This window comes from Pseudomonas sp. 20-5 (assembly GCF_056782835.1).
The window spans coordinates 5,727,805-5,744,657 of sequence record NZ_CM165584.1 but is presented as its reverse complement, the minus strand read 5'-3'; the positions used below and the strand labels follow the sequence as shown (position 1 = coordinate 5,744,657).

The following is a 16,853-nucleotide window of genomic DNA, read 5'->3' as shown; positions in this document are numbered from 1 at the left end:
CTGCGGGGCCGAATGCCCGGAATGCTGGGAGATATAGGGGCGATCCGTGGCTTTTCAACCGCACGCACCGCCGTGCGTCGGAACGCACGGCGTGGCCCGCGTTCAGCGGGCCTTGCGTTGCTGTAACAGCAGGTTGCTGAAGCCGTTGGAGGACAGTGTCTTCTGCGCCTGGGACAACTGGTCGCGGCTGTTGAACGGGCCGACCATCACCCGGTACCAGGTCTCGTCGCGGACGTTGCCGGCCTCGACGTTCACCGACTGCCCGAGCAGGATGATCTGCGCGCGCACGCGGTCGGCGTCGGACTGCTTGCGGAACGAGCCGGCCTGCAGGAAGAACTGCGTGCTGGCGGCGACCACCGCTTTCGGCAGCGGCGGTGGCACCTGCCCGGCGAGTGCGGCCTTGGCCCGCGCTTCGTCGGCCTTGGCCAGCTCGGCGGGGGTGGGCGGCGGCGGGGCCTTCTCCGGTACCGCTTCCGGCGGCACCACGACCTCGGACTCCGGCAGCAGGGTGTAGAACTCGTACTTCGGCTTGGCCTGGGCCGGCGTCTGCGTTTGTGCGGACTGCTGGGCCTGGCCGTTCTGCTGCGGCTGCTTGCCCTGCACGGCGGCCGGGCGCTGGGCGTCCGGGCGTTCGCGCTGGACGTCCTTGCGCCCGGGTTCGAGCTTCATCAGGAACATGATGAAGCCGCCGATGGCCAGGCCGGCGACCAGCCAGACCCAGCCGGGAACGCCGTTCTTCGCGGCGGGCGCCTGGTAGCGGCTGGCGCCGCGCTTGGGGGCGGGTTTCTTCTTTGCCATGGGGGTTCCCGGACTCCTGTTCGGGCGGGTTCGATTACATGCGTTCCAGAGTCTTCAGACCGAGCAGCTCCAGGCCCTGTTCCAGGGTACGGCCGGTCAGCGCGGCGAGACGTAGGCGGCTGTCCTTCTGCGCCGGGTCCTCGGCGGTGAGGATCGGGCAATGCTCGTAGAAGCTGGAGAACAGCCCGGCCAACTCGTACAGGTAGGCGCAGAGCAGGTGCGGCACGCCCTTGAGCGCGACGTTGTTGATCAGGTCGCCGAACTGCGCCAGCTGTGCGGCCAGGGCCAGCTCCTGGGGCTGCTCGAGGACGATCTTCCCGCCCAGTTGCTCGCGGCCCTGGCCGAGCTTGCGGAAGACGCTGGCCACGCGGGTGCAGGCGTAGAGCAGGTAGGGTGCGGTGTTGCCTTCGAAGCTCAGCATCAGTTCGAAGTTGAAGCTGTAGTCGCTGGTGCGGTGCTTGGACAGGTCGGCGTACTTCACCGAGTCGATCCCCACCACCCGGCCGATCTCGCGCAGCTGGACCTCGTCGAACGGCTCCTCGCCACGCTCGGCGCGCTGCTCGTTGCGTTCCTTGACCAGCGCATAGGCGCGGCTCTCGGCCTCTTCCAGCAGGTCGATCAGCTTCACCGTACCGCCGTCGCGGGTCTTGAACGGACGGCCGTCTGCGCCGTTCATGGTGCCGAAGCCCATGTGCTCCAGCTCCATGCCGGCCGGAACGAAACCGGCGCGCCGCGCCACTTCGAAGACCTGCTGGAAGTGCAGGGCCTGGCGCTGGTCGACGAAGTACAGCACGCGGTCGGCGTGCAGCACGTTGTGCCGATAACGCATGGCGGCGAGGTCGGTGGTGGCGTAGAGGTAGCCGCCGCCGGCCTTCTGCACGATCACCGGGAGCGGATTGCCCTCGGCGTTCTTGAACTCTTCGAGGAAGACGCACAACGCGCCGTTGTCTTCGGTGAGCAGGCCCTTGGCGGTCAGGTCGGCGACCACCTGGGCGAGGTCGTCGTTGTAGGCGCTCTCGCCCATGACGTCGGCCATGCTCAGCTTCACGCCGAGACGGTCGTAGACCTTCTGGCAGTGCGACAGGGAAATCTCGTTGAAGCGGGTCCACAGGCGCAGGCAGTCGGGGTCGCCGGCCTGCAGCTTGACTACCAGTTCGCGGGCGCGGTCGGCGAATTCGGGAGACTCGTCGAAGCGTTTCTTCGCCGCGCGGTAGAAGACCTCCAGGTCGTGCAGCTCGGCCTCGGCGTCGACCGGTTGCTCTTCCAGGTAGGCGAGCAGCATGCCGAACTGGGTGCCCCAGTCGCCGACATGGTTCTGCCGGATCACCGTGTCGCCGAGGAACTCGAGGACGCGCGCGACGGCGTCGCCGATGATGGTCGAGCGCAGGTGGCCGACGTGCATTTCCTTGGCCAGGTTCGGCGAGGACAGGTCGATCACCACGCGCTGCGCCGGGCCTGCCTTGCGCACGCCGAGACGTTCGTCGGCGAGGGCGCGGTCGAGGCTGGCGGCGAGCCAGACGTGATCCTGGAAGAAGTTGAGGAAGCCGGGGCCGGCGATCTCCACCTTGGCCAGTTGCTCGTGGGCGGGGATTGCCTCGACCAGCCTGGCGGCCAGGTCGCGCGGCTTCATCCCGGCCGGCTTGGCCAGCATCATGGCGATGTTGCTGGCGAAATCGCCGTGGCTACGGTCCTTGGTGTTCTCCACCTGGATGTCCGGGGTCAGGCCGGCGGGCAGGGTGCCGTCCGCGGTCAGTTGGTCGAGGGCTTGCTGGATCAGCTGGCGAATCGTGTCTTTCATCGTTTTTCTCCGTGCTCGCGGGCAGAGGGGCGGCGCGCGACGGTCGGGCAGGGGAAGGGCCGGCGGATGCGGCGCTCCGAAGTTCACTCCCCGCGATGTGCGCGGGGTGGCCGGTCGAGGCTCAGAACCGCGCATTATCCGTGGGCGAACAGGCGTTGCCAACCGTTGCGGCGATTAGCCGACAGTTTGCGCCGGACATCGCGGATTCCGGCTGACCCCAGTCAAGCGGGGCGTCTTCCTGGAAGGCGCTCAGAACAGGTCGATCGGATCGATATCGAGCGACCAGCGCACCTGGCGCCCGCCGGGCAACTGTTCGAGGCTCTGCAGCCAGGGCGTCAGCAGGCGATGCAGCGGCGCTCGGCTCATGCACTGCAGCAGCAGTTGCGCGCGGTGCTTGCCGGCACGCCGCTCCATGGGCGCGGGCACCGGCCCGAGCAGTTCCACCTCCGGTCCGCCCATCTGCTCGAGCAATTGCTCGGCGGCACTGCAGGCGCTGTCGAGGAAGGCTTCCGCCTGGCCCGGCTTGTGCGCTTCGGCGCGCAGCAAGGCGAGGTGGGCGAAGGGCGGCAGGCCGGCGGCGCGGCGTTCGCTGAGGGCCTGTTCGGCAAAGGCGAAGTAGCCGTCCTCGGTGAGCTGGACCAGCAGCGGGTGATCGGCCAGGTGGGTCTGGATCAGTACCCGCCCGGGCTCCTCGGCGCGTCCTGCGCGGCCGGCGACCTGGACGATCTGCTGGGCCATGCGTTCGCTGGCGCGGAAGTCGGCGGAAAACAGGCCGCCATCGGCATCGAGGATCGCCACCAGGGTGACCCGTGGGAAGTGGTGCCCCTTGGCGAGCATCTGGGTGCCGACCAGGATGCATGGCTCACCGCTGTTGATGGTGGCGAAGAGGTCGCGCATGGCGTGCTTGCGTGAGGTGCTGTCGCGGTCGATGCGCAGCACCGGATGGTTCGGGAAGAGAATCCGCAGGCGTTCCTCGGCGCGCTCGGTGCCGGCGCCTAGCGGACGCAGGTCGAGCTTGCCGCATTGCGGGCAGTTCATCGGCGGCCGCTGGCGGTGGTCGCAGTGGTGGCAGCGCAACTCGCCGCTGCCCTGGTGCACGGTCATCCGCGCGTCGCAGCGCGGGCATTGGCTGATCCAGCCGCAGTCGTGGCAAAGCAGGGTCGGAGCGAAGCCGCGGCGATTGAGGAATACCAGGACCTGCTGGCCGGCCGCCAGGGTATCGCCGATGGCCTGTTGCAGCGGACGGGAAAGGCCGGCGTCGAGCGGCATGCTCTTCACGTCGAGGCGGATGAACTTCGGCGGGTGCGCGCCACCGGCGCGCTGGGTCAGGCGCAGCAGGCCGTAGCGGCCGGCCTGGGCGTTGTGCAGGCTTTCCAGGGCGGGCGTGGCCGAACCGAGCAGGATCGGCACGTTCTCCAGGCGCGCGCGTACCAGTGCCAGGTCGCGGGCGTGGTAGCGCAGGCCGTCCTGCTGTTTATAGGAGGCGTCGTGTTCCTCGTCGACGATGATCAGTCCCGGCCGCTTCAGCGGCGTGAACAGTGCCGAGCGGGTGCCGATGACGATGTCGGCCTCGCCATCCCGGGCGGCGAGCCAGGCATCGAGGCGCTCGCGGTCGGTCAGGGCCGAATGCAGCAGGGCGATGCGCGCGTTGAAGCGGCGTTCGAAACGCGCCAGGGTCTGCGGGCCCAGGTTGATCTCGGGAATCAGCACCAGGGCCTGGCGGCCTGCGGCCAGGGTTTCGCGGATCAGTTGCAGGTAGACCTCGGTCTTGCCGCTGCCGGTGACCCCGGCCAGCAGGAAGCAATGGAAACCGCCGTGGCTGGCGCGAACCGCCTCGAAGGCGGCGCGCTGCTCGGGGTTCAGCGGCAACTCCGCCTGGGCCAGCCAGCCGCCTTCGCGCGGCGGGGTGCTGTGGCGCCGCACCTCCAGTTCGACCAGGCCTTTTTCCTTGAGCAGGTCGAGGCTGTCCTTGTTTATTTCCAATTGGTTCAGCAACTCATGGGAAACCCCGTGCGGATGCTGCTTGAGAATCGCCAGGGCCTGGCGCTGGCGCGGCGCCCGGGCCAGGCGCGGATCGTCGAGGCTGGATTGCGCGGTGGCATGCCAGAAGCGCTGCTGGCGCGCCTCGGCCGGCTCGCCCTGGCGTAACAGGTTGGGCAGCGCCCAGGACAGGGTGTCGCCGAGGCTGTGCTGGTAGTACTGGGCGGTCCAGCGACAGAGTTCGAGCAGGTGCGCCGGCATCGGCGGCTTGGCGTCGAGTACCCTGAGGGCAGGCTTGAGCTTGTCTTCGGGTACTTCGGAACGGTCCGTCACCTCTATCAGAACGCCAACCAGCTCCCGGCGCCCGAACGGCAGCAGCAGGCGAATCCCCGGCTGTAGGGCGCTGCGCGGAATGCCGCGGGGCGCGCGGTAGTCGAACAGGCGGCGGAGTGGCGAAGGCAGGGCTAGGCGTAGGATCAGGTCTGACACTCAGCGGCTTCCGGGGATGAAGGAAACGAGGACTGGGCCGGCGATGTTAGCAGACGACCGGCGGGCGGGGTCGCTTGCATAGATGAATCGGTCTGGTATGATCCACGCCCTTAATTACGTGCGGTGCCTGGTAAACGCGCTGGGTGGCGGCACACAACGCCTCGAGGATTGAATCATGAAAGCGGACATCCATCCGACTTACGAAGCTATCGAAGCTACCTGCAGCTGCGGTAACGTCATCAAGACCCGTTCCACCCTGTGCAAGCCGATCCACCTGGACGTGTGCTCCGAATGCCACCCGTTCTACACCGGCAAGCAGAAGGTGCTGGACACCGGCGGCCGTATCGACCGCTTCAAGCAGCGTTTCGGCGTATTCGGCGCCACCAAGTAAGCCGCTTGCCGCGAACGCGCGCAATGCTACTTGTCGCTGTACCGAGAAAGGCGTCCCTGGTGGGCGCCTTTTTCATGTCCGTGGTTTCCGCCTTCGCCGGTGCGGCGGAGGCCTGCCGGCCTACCGGCGCCTTGCAGAACGTCGAGGTGGCGCGGGTGGTGGACGGCGATACCGTGCGCCTGCGCGATGGCCGCAGCGTGCGGCTGATCGGTATCAACGCGCCTGAGCTGGCGCACAACGGTCGCACCACCGAGCCCTTCGCCGAAGCCGCGAAGCAGCGACTGCAGGCGCTGGTATCGGCCAGCGACGGGCGTCTCGCCCTGCAGCCGGGCCGCCAGGCCCGCGATCACTACGGGCGGACCCTGGCGCACCTGTTCGATGCCAGCGGCGCCAACCTCGAGGCGCGCCTGCTCGGCGAGGGCCTGGGCTACCTGGTGGCGGTCGCGCCGAACACCGAGCTGACGGCCTGTCAGCAAGCGGCGGAACGTGCAGCGCGTTCGGCTAATCTGGGTGTATGGAAGCGTTCGCCGGTGCTTTCGCTCGATCGACTGGCGCAGAGCGGCTTCGCCGTGGTCCGCGGGCGGGTGCTCGAGGTCGAACGCAACCGGGGCGGTATCTGGCTGGAGATGGACGGTCCGCTGGTCCTGCGGATCGAGCCGAAGGTGCTCAAGGCGTTCGATGCGAAACGGGTGATGCAGATGGCGGGACGTTCGCTGGAAGTGCGTGGCTGGGTGGTCGATCGTTCCCGCCGTGGCGCTGTGCCGGCCGGCAAGGCGCGCTGGCAGATGTCGGTGACCGATCCGGCGATGCTGGAATGGTTGCCATGAAGACCGCCTGGCTCCTGCTGCTGTTGCTGGGAGTCGGCGCGCTGGGCGGCTGCGCGGTGAACCCGGCCACCGGCAAGAGCGATTTCGTGATGATGAGCGAGCAGCAGGAACTCGGCATGGGCGCTCGCTACAACCAGGAAATCCTCAAGCAGTTCCCCCGCTACAACGATGAAAAGCTCCAGGCCTACGTGCAACGGGTAGGCGAGCGGGTCGCCCGCAGCAGCCACCGCAGCAACCTGCAATATCATTTCACCGTCATCGATTCGCCGGACATCAACGCCTTCGCCCTGCCGGGCGGCTACATCTATATCCATCGCGGACTGATCGCCTACCTTGGCTCCGAGGCCGAACTGGCCGCGGTGCTCGGTCATGAGGTCGGCCACGTCACGGCGCGCCACAGCGTGCGCCAGCAGAGCCAGGCCAGCGCCTGGAACATCCTTGGCCAGGCGGTGGCGATCGGCACCGGGGTCGGTGCCGCCGGCGACCTGGCCAACGTGCTCGGCACGGCCTTCGTCCGCGGCTACGGGCGTGACATGGAACTGGAAGCCGATGGTCTCGGCGCCCAGTACCTGGCCCGCGCCGGCTACGATCCGACGGCGATGATCCAGGTGGTGCGGGTGCTGAAGAACCAGGAGGACTTCGCTCGCGAAGAGGCTGCGCGCAATGGCCAGGCGGTACAGGCCGGCGGCTACCACGGGTTGTTCGATACCCATCCGGACAACGACCGGCGTCTGCAGGAAGTGGTCGGCCCGGCCCGGCAACTGGCCAACGGACAGCAGGAAGTGGGGCGCGAGGTCTTTCTTCGCCATCTGGAAGGCATGCCGTTCGGCGACTCGGCATCGGCCGGGGTGCGTCGCGGGCAGAACTTCTACCATGCCGAGCTGGACTTCACCCTGAGCTATCCGGCGGGCTGGAAGATCCTCAACCAGCCCAGTGCCCTGCTTGGCTATTCGGCGGACGAGCAGTCGTTCATCGGCATGAAGCTGGTGCCCCATGATTCCCGCCTGACGCCCGCGGAGTTCCTGCGCAAGAACGCCGGGCAACGGCTGGCCCAGGAAGAGTCGCTGAAGCAGGCAGGACTGAACGGCTACACGGCGGTGGTGCCAGGCAACCCGGCGCGACGGGTTGCTGTGATCTACCAGGGCGACCGCGCCTACCTGTTCGTCGGCGTGGTCAAGGTCGGTTCCCTGGAGACCCAGGACGACCGCTTCCTCAGCGTGATCCGCAGCTTCCGTCCGCTGCGCGACAAGGAGCGGGCCCTGGCGCAGCCGCGACGCCTGCACCTGGTGCAGGTCAAGGCGGGGCAGACGCTGGAGCAATTGGCGGCTGGCGGCGAGGGGTCATTGAGTGACTCCGTGGCTCGTCTGCGTCTGCTGAATGACCTTTATCCGAGCGGTGAACCCCGTCCGGGCGATTGGCTTAAAGTCGTACGCTAGAGGTCTTGACAGCCGGGTCCTGACGATCTTGTGGGGCGTCGTCTTCTTGCGTATGCTCGGTCGCCCCGTCTGTCCAACAAGCAATAAAGCGGAAGTGCCCAAATGTCCGATCTTAAAACCGCTGCCCTCGAATATCACGCACAACCCCGTCCGGGAAAACTGAGTGTCGAGCTGACCAAACCCACCGCTACCGCCCGGGACCTGTCCCTGGCCTACAGCCCGGGTGTCGCCGAGCCGGTGCGTGAAATCGCCCGCGATGCCGAGCTGGCCTACCAGTACACCGGCAAGGGCAACCTGGTGGCAGTGATTTCCGACGGCACCGCGATTCTCGGCCTGGGTAACCTCGGCCCGCTGGCCTCCAAGCCGGTGATGGAAGGCAAGGGTGTGCTGTTCAAGCGCTTCGCCGGCATCGACGTGTTCGACATCGAGGTCGACGCCGAGAGCCCGCAGGCTTTCATCGATACCGTCAAGCGTATTTCCATCACCTTCGGCGGTATCAACCTCGAGGACATCAAGGCTCCCGAGTGTTTCGAGATCGAGCGCGCGCTGATCGAACAGTGCGACATCCCGGTGTTCCACGATGACCAGCACGGCACCGCCATCGTGACCGCGGCGGGCATGCTCAACGCGCTGGAACTGGCCGGCAAGAAGCTGGAAGAAGCGAAGATCGTCTGCCTCGGCGCCGGCGCTGCCGCCATCTCCTGCATGAAGCTGCTGGTGAGCATGGGCGCCAAGGTCGAGAACATCTACATGATCGACCGCAAGGGCGTGATCCACGCTGGTCGCGACGACCTGAACCAGTACAAGTCGGTGTTCGCCACCGAGACCGACAAGCGCACCCTGGCCGACGCCCTGGAGGGCGCCGACGTGTTCGTCGGCCTGTCCGGCGCCAACCTGCTGGAGCCGGAAGACCTCAAGCGCATGGCGCCGAACCCGATCGTGTTCGCCTGCTCGAACCCGGACCCGGAGATCAAGCCGGAACTGGCCCATGCCACCCGTAACGACGTGATCATGGCTACCGGTCGTTCCGACTATCCGAACCAGGTCAACAACGTGCTCGGTTTCCCCTTCATCTTCCGTGGTGCCCTGGACGTACGTGCCACGCGCATCAACGAAGAGATGAAGATCGCCGCCGCCCTGGCCCTGCGCGACCTGGCCAAGCAGCCGGTCCCGGAAGACGTCTGCGCCGCCTATGGCGTGGACAAGCTGGAATTCGGCCGCGAGTACATCATTCCGAAGCCGATGGACAAGCGCCTGATCACCGTGGTCTCCGATGCCGTGGCCAAGGCTGCCATCGAGACCGGCGTGGCTACCCTGCCGTATCCGAAGAACTATCCGCTGAAATCGGTGGACGACGTCTTCAACGGCTGATCGATCCGCCGGATAAAAAGAAACCCCGCCTTGGCGGGGTTTCTTTTTGCCTGCGCCTCGCGCTCCCGTCGTCGCCAACGAAGCGCAGGCGCCGGCCGGTTCAGAACAGGTCGATCGGCGCGCCTTCGTCATCCGGCAGCGGGCTGCCAGGGAAGCTGCCTGGCGGCAGTTCATTGACCGAGGGCGGGGTATCCTCGTTCTTGAACATCTCGAAATAGGCGCCGGGAGTGCCCGGCGCGGCCGAACGGCCGGTCACCGGGTCGATGCGCAGGCTGACGATGCCTGGCGGCTCGGCCATGGTGTGCATCGGCTTGTCCTTGAGGGCGAAGCCCATGTACCTGATCCAGATCGGCAGCGCGACGGTACCGCCGTACTCGCGGCGACCCAGGGTCTCCGGCTGGTCGAAGCCGACCCAGACGCTGGTCACGTAGTCGGAGTTGTAGCCGGAGAACCAGCCATCCTTGGAATCGTTGGTGGTGCCGGTCTTGCCGGCTAGGTCGGTGCGCTTCAGCGCCAGGGCGCGACGCCCGGTACCGCGCTTGATCACGTCCTGCAGCATGCTGGTCATGATATAGGCGGTACGGGCATCGATGATCCGCTCGGCCGGGGTCGGCTCGAAGGTGGTCTGGGCCTTGGCGGCGACTTGCTGGGCTTCGATCGAACCTTCGCCTTCGGCGCTCTCCGGATGCTCGGGGTCACCAGGATTCCCGGCGTCTTCCGCATCCGGCGCAGCGACCTGTTCTTCCACCGGCACGCGGGGCGGATTGGCCTGGTACAGCACCTGTCCGTCGCGGCTCTCGATGCGTTCGATGACGTACGGATTGACCTTGTAGCCGCCGTTGGCGAATACGCTCCAGGCGCCGGCGATTTCCATCGGTGTGACTGTCGCGGTACCCAGGGCCAGGGAGAAGTTGCGCGGCAGTTCGTCGCGCTGGAAGCCGAACTTGGTGATGTAGCTGATCGCCCGCTCGATGCCCAGGCCCTGCAGGACGCGGATCGAGACCATGTTGCGGGACTTGTACAGGGCTTCGCGCAGCGGGATCGGGCCGAGGAAGGTATTGGTGTCGTTCTTCGGTCGCCAGACCTTGTCCAGGTACTCGTCGACGAACACGATCGGCGCATCGTTGACCAGGCTGGCGGCGGTGAAGCCGTTGTCCAGGGCCGCGCTGTAGATGAACGGCTTGAAACTGGAGCCCGGCTGGCGCTTGGCCTGGATCGCGCGGTTGTAGTTGCTCTGCTCGAAGGAGAAGCCACCGACCAGCGAGCGGATCGCCCCGTCCTTCGGGTCGAGGGAGATCAGCGCGCTCTGTGCGGCGGGAATCTGTACGAAGCGCAGGGTGCCGTCTTCCTGGCGCTGCACGCGGATCTGGTCGCCGGCCTGGGCCACGTCGGCGGGCTGGCGCGGCATCGGGCCCATGCTGTTGTTGCTGAGGAAGGGGCGTGCCCATTTCATGCTGTCCCAGGTCACGGCTTCTTCCTTGCCGTCGCGGGTCATCACCATGATCCCGCTCTTTTCCACCTGGGTGACGATCGCCGGCTCCAGGCCGCCGATGCTGCGCTGCTGGCCCAGGTGCTTGAGCCAGGCGTCGCGGGTCTGGCCCGGCAGGCGGGTCTCCGGGCCGCGGTAGCCGTGGCGCTGGTCATAGTCGATGAGGCCGTCGCGGACCGATTGGCTGGCGGCGTTCTGCAGGTCGCTGCGGACCGTGGTGATGACCTTGTAGCCCTCGGTATAGGCCTCGCTGCCGTAGCGGCCGACCATCTCGGCACGGGCCATCTCGGCGATGTAGGGCGCATTCAGTTCGGGGGTCTGCACGTGGTAGGAGGCGTTGATCGGCTCCTCGACGGCGGCCTGGTAGCGTTGCTGGTCGATGAAGCCGAGCTTGAGCATGCGCTCGAGGATCCAGTTGCGCCGCTCCGTACTGCGGGTCGGGTTGACCAGCGGGTTGTAGCGCGAGGGCGCTTTCGGCAGGCCGGCGATCATCGCCATCTCGGCCAGGCTCAAGTCTTTGATCGGCTTGCCGTAATAGACCTGTGCGGCAGCCTCGATGCCATAGGCACGGTTGCCCAGGTAGATCTTGTTGACGTAGAGCTCGAGGATCTCGTCCTTGGTCAGCTGTCGCTCGATCTGCAGGGCCAGGAGGATTTCATTGATCTTTCGCGAGAAGCTTCTTTCATTGGTAAGGAAGTAGTTCTTCGCTACCTGCATGGTGATGGTGCTGCCGCCAGTCTGGATGTGACCGCTTTTCAATAATTGCGCGGCGGCGCGCATTAGGCTTTTCACATCGACGCCATAATGGTTGGCGAAATTGTCGTCCTCGGCGGACAGCAGGGCATGGATGAAGTCCTGCGGGATGTCGGCGAAGCGGATCGGCGTCCGGCGCATCTCGCCGAACTCGGAGATCAGCTTGCCGTCCTCGCTGTAGACCTTGAGGGGGATCTGCAGCTGGACGTTACGCAGAGCTTCCACCGAGGGCAGGCTGGGACTCAGATAGAGATAGGCGCCGCTGAAACTGAGCAGCACTCCACAAATCAGGGTGACGCAAGTCCACCACAGGAACTTCAGCAGGCGCATGGGTAGATTCGGATTTCCAGGAAAAAGAAAGAGTTAAGCGAATAGGACAGGAAAAAGGCAAAAGCTGTTCACATTATAAGCAATTTTTCTGTGACCTAGCCATTTGCCTGGCCTTCGGCTCTGGTATCTAATGTGAAAAAAGAAGAATCGTTCGTAAGTATTGAACGCTAATAGGGAATTGGTCGTGCTAGGGCTCATAAAGAAGAAAGCGAACACCTTGCTGGGGATCGACATCAGCTCGACCTCGGTAAAGCTCCTTGAGTTGAGCCGCTCCGGAGGCCGCTACAAAGTGGAGGCCTATGCCGTCGAGCCGCTTCCGCCGAATGCAGTCGTGGAAAAGAACATCGTCGAGCTGGAAGGGGTCGGCCAGGCGTTGTCACGGGTGCTGGTCAAGGCGAAAACCAACCTGAAGTCGGCCGTGGTCGCCGTCGCCGGTTCGGCGGTGATCACCAAGACCATCGAGATGGAGGCCGGGCTTTCCGAGGATGAACTGGAAAACCAGCTGAAGATCGAGGCCGACCAGTACATCCCCTATCCGCTGGAGGAAGTCGCCATCGACTTCGAGGTCCAGGGGCTCTCCGCGCGCAATCCCGAGCGCGTGGACGTACTCCTGGCCGCCTGTCGGAAAGAAAACGTCGAGGTTCGCGAAGCGGCCCTGGCGCTGGCCGGCCTGACCGCCAAGGTGGTCGACGTCGAGGCCTACGCGCTGGAGCGCTCCTATGCGCTGCTGAGCAGCCAGCTGGGTGCCGACACCGACCAGTTGACCGTGGCGGTAGTGGACATCGGCGCGACCATGACCACCCTGAGCGTCCTGCACAACGGACGCACCATCTATACCCGCGAACAGCTGTTCGGCGGTCGCCAGCTCACCGAGGAGATCCAGCGGCGTTACGGACTCTCGGTGGAGGAAGCCGGTCTCGCCAAGAAGCAGGGCGGTCTTCCGGATGACTACGACAGCGAAGTTCTGCGTCCGTTCAAGGACGCCGTGGTGCAGCAGGTTTCCCGCTCGCTGCAGTTCTTCTTCGCCGCCGGACAGTTCAACGACGTCGACTACATCGTCCTGGCGGGCGGTACGGCGTCTATCCAGGATCTCGATCGGTTGATCCAGCAGAAGATCGGCACCCCGACCCTGGTCGCCAACCCGTTCGCCGACATGGCGCTGAACGGCAAGGTGAATGCCGGCGCCCTGGCCAGCGACGCTCCGGCGTTGATGATCGCCTGCGGCCTGGCGTTGAGGAGTTTCGACTGATGGCACGGATCAACCTTCTACCCTGGCGCGAAGAGCTGCGCGAGCAGCGCAAGCAGCAGTTCCTGGTGATTCTTGGCGGCGTCCTGGTGGCATCGGCTGCGCTGGTATTCCTTGGCGACCAGTACTTCACCGCGGCCATCGAGAACCAGAACGCCCGCAACGACTTCCTGCGCAAGGAAATCGTCGTACTCGACGCCCGGATCAAGGAAATCAGCGAACTGAAGTCGCGGCGCCAGCAATTGCTCGAGCGGATGAAGATCATCCAGGACCTGCAGGGCAACCGTCCCATCATCGGACGGGTGTTCGACCAGCTCGTGCGGACCTTGCCCGACGGCGTGTATTTCACCGACCTGAAGATGACCGGCAAGAACATCGCCATCGCCGGCGCGGCCGAGTCCAACAACCGCGTTTCCAATCTCATGCGCAACATGGACGCGTCCGAGTGGCTGACCGCCCCGACCCTGAACGAGGTCAAGGCGGTGACCCAGGGCGCGGTGGACCAGGCCAACGTGTTCCAACTGACCGTGCAGCAGACGCAGCCCGGCGAGGAAGACGCCAAGGCGAAGCATGGGGTTGCGCAAGGAGCCAAGAAATGAGTCTGGCCAGTTCCCTGGAAAGTCTGCGCAAGATCGATATCAACGATCTCGACCTGAACAACATCGGTTCCTGGCCGGCGGCGGTCAAGGTCATCGTCTGCGTGCTGCTGACCGCGGCGGTCCTGGCGCTGGGCTACAACTTCCATCTGAGTGACATGCAGGCTCAGCTCGAACAGCAGGCCGCGGAAGAGGAGACGCTCAAGCAGCAGTTCTCCACCAAGGCCTTCCAGGCCGCGAACCTGGAAGCCTACAAGGCACAGATGAAGGAGATGGAAGAGTCCTTTGGCGCCTTGCTGCGGCAGTTGCCCAGCGACACCGAGGTACCCGGGCTGCTCGAGGACATCACTCGTACCGGCCTGGGCAGCGGCCTGGAGTTCGAGGAAATCAAGCTGCTTCCCGAGGTTGCCCAGCAGTTCTACATCGAGCTGCCGATCCAGATCAGCGTGGTCGGCGGCTACCACGACCTGGCGACCTTCGTCAGCGGCGTGTCCAGCCTGCCGCGGATCGTCACCCTGCATGACTTCGAGATCAAGCCGGTCGCGCCCGGCAGCACGTCCAAGCTGCGCATGAGCATCCTGGCCAAGACCTATCGCTACAACGACAAGGGGCTGAAGAAATGAGAGCCCGCCTGATTCTGAGCAGCCTGCTGCTCGCCAGCCTGGCCGGATGCGGCGGCGGTTCCGATTTCGCCGATCTGCAGTCCTACATGGACGAGGTTCGCGCCCGGCCCAAGGGCACCATCGAGCCGTTGCCGAAGTTCCAGCCGTACGAGGCCTTCACCTATAGCGCCGCGTCGCTACGCAGCCCGTTCCAGCCGCCGGTGAAGATCGACCTGACCGTGCGGCAGAAGGGCAACAAGGTGATCAAGCCCGACGAGACGCGGGTCAAGCAGTTCCTGGAAGGCTTCAACATCGAGACCTTCGAGATGGTCGGCACCCTGTCCAACGCCCAGGGCACCTTCGCCCTGGTGAAGGGCGCGGGTGGCGTGCACCGGGTGAGGGTCGGGGACTACCTGGGGCGCAACGACGGCAAGGTCGTCGGCATCAGCGAAGGAAAAATAGACGTGATCGAAATCGTTCCTGACGGAGAGGGGAACTGGCTGGAGCGTCCGCGCAGCCTGACTCTCAAGGAACGCTCCTGAGGGCGGGGAAAAACATGCATAACCAACAGCAGTCTGTACAACGGAGTCGGACGATGAACAGTGGCCTCTCGCGCCTCGGGATCGCTTTGCTGGCCGCCATGTTCGCGCCGGCATTGCTCGCCGCGGACCTGGAGAAACTCGACGTGGCGGCATTGCCTGGCGACCGGGTCGAGCTAAAGCTGCAGTTCGACGAGCCCGTCGCCGCGCCGCGTGGCTATACCATCGAGCAGCCGGCGCGAATCGCCCTCGATCTGCCGGGGGTACAGAACAAGCTCGGCACCAAGAACCGCGAGCTGAGCGTGGGCAATACGCGCAGCGTCACGGTGGTCGAGGCGAAGGATCGCACACGGTTGATCATCAACCTGACCACGTTGTCGTCCTACACCACCCGGGTGGAAGGCAACAACCTCTTCGTGGTGGTCGGCAATTCGCCGGCCGGCGCCAGCGTCGCTTCCACCGCTCCGGTCAAGGCTAGCCCGGCTCCGGCCAGCTATGCCCAGCCGATCAAGCCCAAGCCGTACGTGCCGGCGGGTCGTGCCATTCGCAACATCGATTTCCAGCGTGGCGAAAAGGGCGAGGGCAACGTGGTCATCGACCTGTCCGACCCGACCTTGAGCCCGGATATCCAGGAGCAGGGTGGCAAGATCCGCCTGGACTTCGCCAAGACCCAGCTGCCGGATGCGCTGCGGGTTCGCCTGGACGTCAAGGACTTCGCCACGCCGGTGCAGTTCGTCAACGCCAGCGCGCAATCCGACCGTACCAGCATCACCATCGAGCCGAGCGGGCTCTACGACTATCTGGTCTACCAGACCGACAATCGCCTGACCGTCAGCATCAAGCCGATGACCACGGAAGACGCCGAGCGGCGCAAGAAGGACAATTTCGCCTATACCGGTGAGAAACTGTCGCTGAACTTCCAGGACATCGACGTGCGTTCGGTACTGCAGCTGATCGCCGACTTCACCGACCTGAACCTGGTGGCCTCGGATACCGTGCAGGGCAATATCACCCTGCGCCTGCAGAACGTGCCGTGGGACCAGGCGCTGGACCTGGTGCTGAAGACCAAGGGCCTGGACAAGCGCAAGCTCGGCAACGTGCTCCTGGTGGCCCCGGCCGACGAGATCGCCGCCCGTGAGCGCCAGGAGTTGGAAGCGCAGAAGCAGATCGCCGAGTTGGCGCCACTGCGTCGGGAACTGATCCAGGTGAACTACGCCAAGGCCGCGGACATCGCCAAGCTGTTCCAGTCGGTGACCAGCGATGGTGGCCAGGAAGGCAAGGAAGGCGGGCGCGGCTCGATCACCGTCGACGACCGCACCAACAGCATCATCGCCTATCAGCCCCAGGAGCGACTGGACGAACTGCGGCGGATCGTTTCGCAGCTGGATATTCCGGTGCGCCAGGTGATGATCGAGGCACGCATCGTCGAGGCCAACGTCGGTTACGACAAGAGCCTCGGTGTGCGCTGGGGCGGCGCTTATCACAAGGGTAACTGGAACGGCTACGGCAAGGACGGCAATATCGGGATCAAGGACGAGGACGGCATGAACTGCGGCCCGATCGCCGGCAACTGTACTTTCCCCACCACGGGAACCAGCAAGTCGCCGTCGCCGTTCGTCGACATCGGCGCCAAGGATGCCACCTCCGGGATCGGCATCGGCTTCATCACCGACAACATCATCCTCGACCTGCAACTGTCGGCGATGGAAAAGACCGGCAACGGCGAGATCGTCTCCCAGCCCAAGGTCGTGACCTCGGACAAGGAAACCGCGAAGATCCTCAAGGGCCAGGAAGTACCCTACCAGGAGGCCAGCTCCAGTGGCGCTACCAGCACCTCGTTCAAGGAGGCCGCGCTGTCCCTCGAGGTGACCCCGCAGATCACCCCGGACAACCGGATCATCGTCGAGGTGAAGGTGACCAAGGATGCGCCGGACTTCGATCGCGCACTGAACGGCGTACCGCCGATCAACAAGAACGAGGTCAACGCCAAGATCCTGGTCAACGACGGCGAGACCATCGTCATCGGCGGCGTGTTCAGCAACACCCAGAGCAAGTCGGTGGACAAGGTGCCGTTCCTCGGCGACCTGCCTTACCTGGGGCGGCTGTTCCGGCGCGATACGGTCTCGGACGTGAAAAACGAACTTCTGGTTTTCCTGACACCGCGGATCATGAATAATCAGGCCATCGCAATCGGTCGCTGATATCGAA

13 protein-coding genes are annotated in these 16,853 nt (G+C 65.1%); 9 read left to right on the top strand and 4 right to left on the bottom strand.

From position 1 onward, the window contains the following. Nucleotides 1–102: 102 nt before the first annotated feature. The 3 genes from AC1RB9_RS26425 to AC1RB9_RS26415 all read right to left on the bottom strand — a co-directional run bounded on the left by AC1RB9_RS26425 (nt 103) and on the right by AC1RB9_RS26415 (nt 5,065). Nucleotides 103–798, bottom strand: coding sequence for an SPOR domain-containing protein (locus tag AC1RB9_RS26425; RefSeq protein ID WP_003457586.1), 696 nt, complete (start codon nt 796–798; stop codon nt 103–105). Nucleotides 799–832: 34 nt separating this feature from the next. Continuing rightward, nucleotides 833–2,596: an arginine--tRNA ligase gene (gene argS / locus AC1RB9_RS26420; RefSeq protein ID WP_003110892.1), complete on the bottom strand. Its 1,764-nt coding sequence runs from the start codon at nt 2,594–2,596 to the stop codon at nt 833–835. Between the two features lie 249 nt (nt 2,597–2,845). Continuing rightward, nucleotides 2,846–5,065: a primosomal protein N' gene (locus AC1RB9_RS26415; RefSeq protein WP_003095847.1), complete on the bottom strand. Its 2,220-nt coding sequence runs from the start codon at nt 5,063–5,065 to the stop codon at nt 2,846–2,848. Between the two features lie 175 nt (nt 5,066–5,240). Here AC1RB9_RS26415 and rpmE point away from each other — a divergent pair, with 175 nt between their 5' ends. The 4 genes from rpmE to AC1RB9_RS26395 all read left to right on the top strand — a co-directional run bounded on the left by rpmE (nt 5,241) and on the right by AC1RB9_RS26395 (nt 9,090). Further along, nucleotides 5,241–5,456, top strand: coding sequence for a 50S ribosomal protein L31 (gene rpmE, locus AC1RB9_RS26410; protein ID WP_003095846.1), 216 nt, complete (start codon nt 5,241–5,243; stop codon nt 5,454–5,456). 74 nt (nt 5,457–5,530) lie between these two features. Beyond that, nucleotides 5,531–6,283: a thermonuclease family protein gene (locus tag AC1RB9_RS26405; RefSeq protein WP_009877201.1), complete on the top strand. Its 753-nt coding sequence runs from the start codon at nt 5,531–5,533 to the stop codon at nt 6,281–6,283. Next, complete coding sequence (locus AC1RB9_RS26400; protein WP_003457580.1) at nt 6,280–7,719, top strand: M48 family metalloprotease; 1,440 nt, start codon at nt 6,280–6,282, stop codon at nt 7,717–7,719. Before AC1RB9_RS26405 ends, AC1RB9_RS26400 begins: the two co-directional genes overlap by 4 nt. A gap of 102 nt (nt 7,720–7,821) precedes the next feature. Then, the gene (locus tag AC1RB9_RS26395) at nt 7,822–9,090 is read left to right on the top strand and encodes a malic enzyme (protein WP_003103278.1); all 1,269 of its coding nucleotides are present in this window, start codon (nt 7,822–7,824) and stop codon (nt 9,088–9,090) included. Nucleotides 9,091–9,190: 100 nt separating this feature from the next. On the opposite strand, the gene AC1RB9_RS26390 is transcribed toward AC1RB9_RS26395, so the two are convergent. Continuing rightward, nucleotides 9,191–11,662, bottom strand: coding sequence for a penicillin-binding protein 1A (locus AC1RB9_RS26390; protein ID WP_003095841.1), 2,472 nt, complete (start codon nt 11,660–11,662; stop codon nt 9,191–9,193). A 184-nt stretch (nt 11,663–11,846) separates the two neighbouring features. On the opposite strand from AC1RB9_RS26390, the gene pilM reads away from it, so the two are divergent. The 5 genes from pilM to pilQ are packed head-to-tail and all read left to right on the top strand — an operon-like array spanning nt 11,847 to nt 16,846. After that, nucleotides 11,847–12,911: a type IV pilus assembly protein PilM gene (pilM, locus tag AC1RB9_RS26385; protein WP_003110888.1), complete on the top strand. Its 1,065-nt coding sequence runs from the start codon at nt 11,847–11,849 to the stop codon at nt 12,909–12,911. Beyond that, a complete protein-coding gene (gene pilN / locus AC1RB9_RS26380) occupies nt 12,911–13,507 on the top strand; it encodes a type 4a pilus biogenesis protein PilN (protein ID WP_003095839.1) in 597 nt (198 codons plus the stop codon). The genes pilM and pilN overlap by 1 nt, the downstream gene beginning before the upstream one ends. Then, entirely contained in the window at nt 13,504–14,127 is a 624-nt protein-coding gene (gene pilO, locus AC1RB9_RS26375) for a type 4a pilus biogenesis protein PilO (RefSeq protein ID WP_003103268.1), read from the top strand. The genes pilN and pilO overlap by 4 nt, the downstream gene beginning before the upstream one ends. Then, entirely contained in the window at nt 14,124–14,648 is a 525-nt protein-coding gene (gene pilP, locus AC1RB9_RS26370) for a type 4a pilus biogenesis lipoprotein PilP (protein ID WP_003095836.1), read from the top strand. Before pilO ends, pilP begins: the two co-directional genes overlap by 4 nt. A gap of 53 nt (nt 14,649–14,701) precedes the next feature. Continuing rightward, nucleotides 14,702–16,846: a type 4a pilus secretin PilQ gene (gene pilQ, locus AC1RB9_RS26365; RefSeq protein WP_003146401.1), complete on the top strand. Its 2,145-nt coding sequence runs from the start codon at nt 14,702–14,704 to the stop codon at nt 16,844–16,846. The last annotated feature ends 7 nt before the right edge of the window (nt 16,847–16,853 follow it).

Coding starts and splice junctions, on each gene's coding strand:
- AC1RB9_RS26400 (WP_003457580.1), top strand. CDS start 6,280: ATGAAGACCGCCTGGCTCCTGCTGCTGTTGCTGGGAGTCGGCGCGCTG.
- pilN (WP_003095839.1), top strand. CDS start 12,911: ATGGCACGGATCAACCTTCTACCCTGGCGCGAAGAGCTGCGCGAGCAG.
- AC1RB9_RS26425 (WP_003457586.1), bottom strand. CDS start 798: ATGGCAAAGAAGAAACCCGCCCCCAAGCGCGGCGCCAGCCGCTACCAG.
- pilQ (WP_003146401.1), top strand. CDS start 14,702: ATGAACAGTGGCCTCTCGCGCCTCGGGATCGCTTTGCTGGCCGCCATG.
- AC1RB9_RS26405 (WP_009877201.1), top strand. CDS start 5,531: ATGTCCGTGGTTTCCGCCTTCGCCGGTGCGGCGGAGGCCTGCCGGCCT.
- AC1RB9_RS26395 (WP_003103278.1), top strand. CDS start 7,822: ATGTCCGATCTTAAAACCGCTGCCCTCGAATATCACGCACAACCCCGT.
- argS (WP_003110892.1), bottom strand. CDS start 2,596: ATGAAAGACACGATTCGCCAGCTGATCCAGCAAGCCCTCGACCAACTG.
- AC1RB9_RS26390 (WP_003095841.1), bottom strand. CDS start 11,662: ATGCGCCTGCTGAAGTTCCTGTGGTGGACTTGCGTCACCCTGATTTGT.
- rpmE (WP_003095846.1), top strand. CDS start 5,241: ATGAAAGCGGACATCCATCCGACTTACGAAGCTATCGAAGCTACCTGC.
- pilO (WP_003103268.1), top strand. CDS start 13,504: ATGAGTCTGGCCAGTTCCCTGGAAAGTCTGCGCAAGATCGATATCAAC.
- pilP (WP_003095836.1), top strand. CDS start 14,124: ATGAGAGCCCGCCTGATTCTGAGCAGCCTGCTGCTCGCCAGCCTGGCC.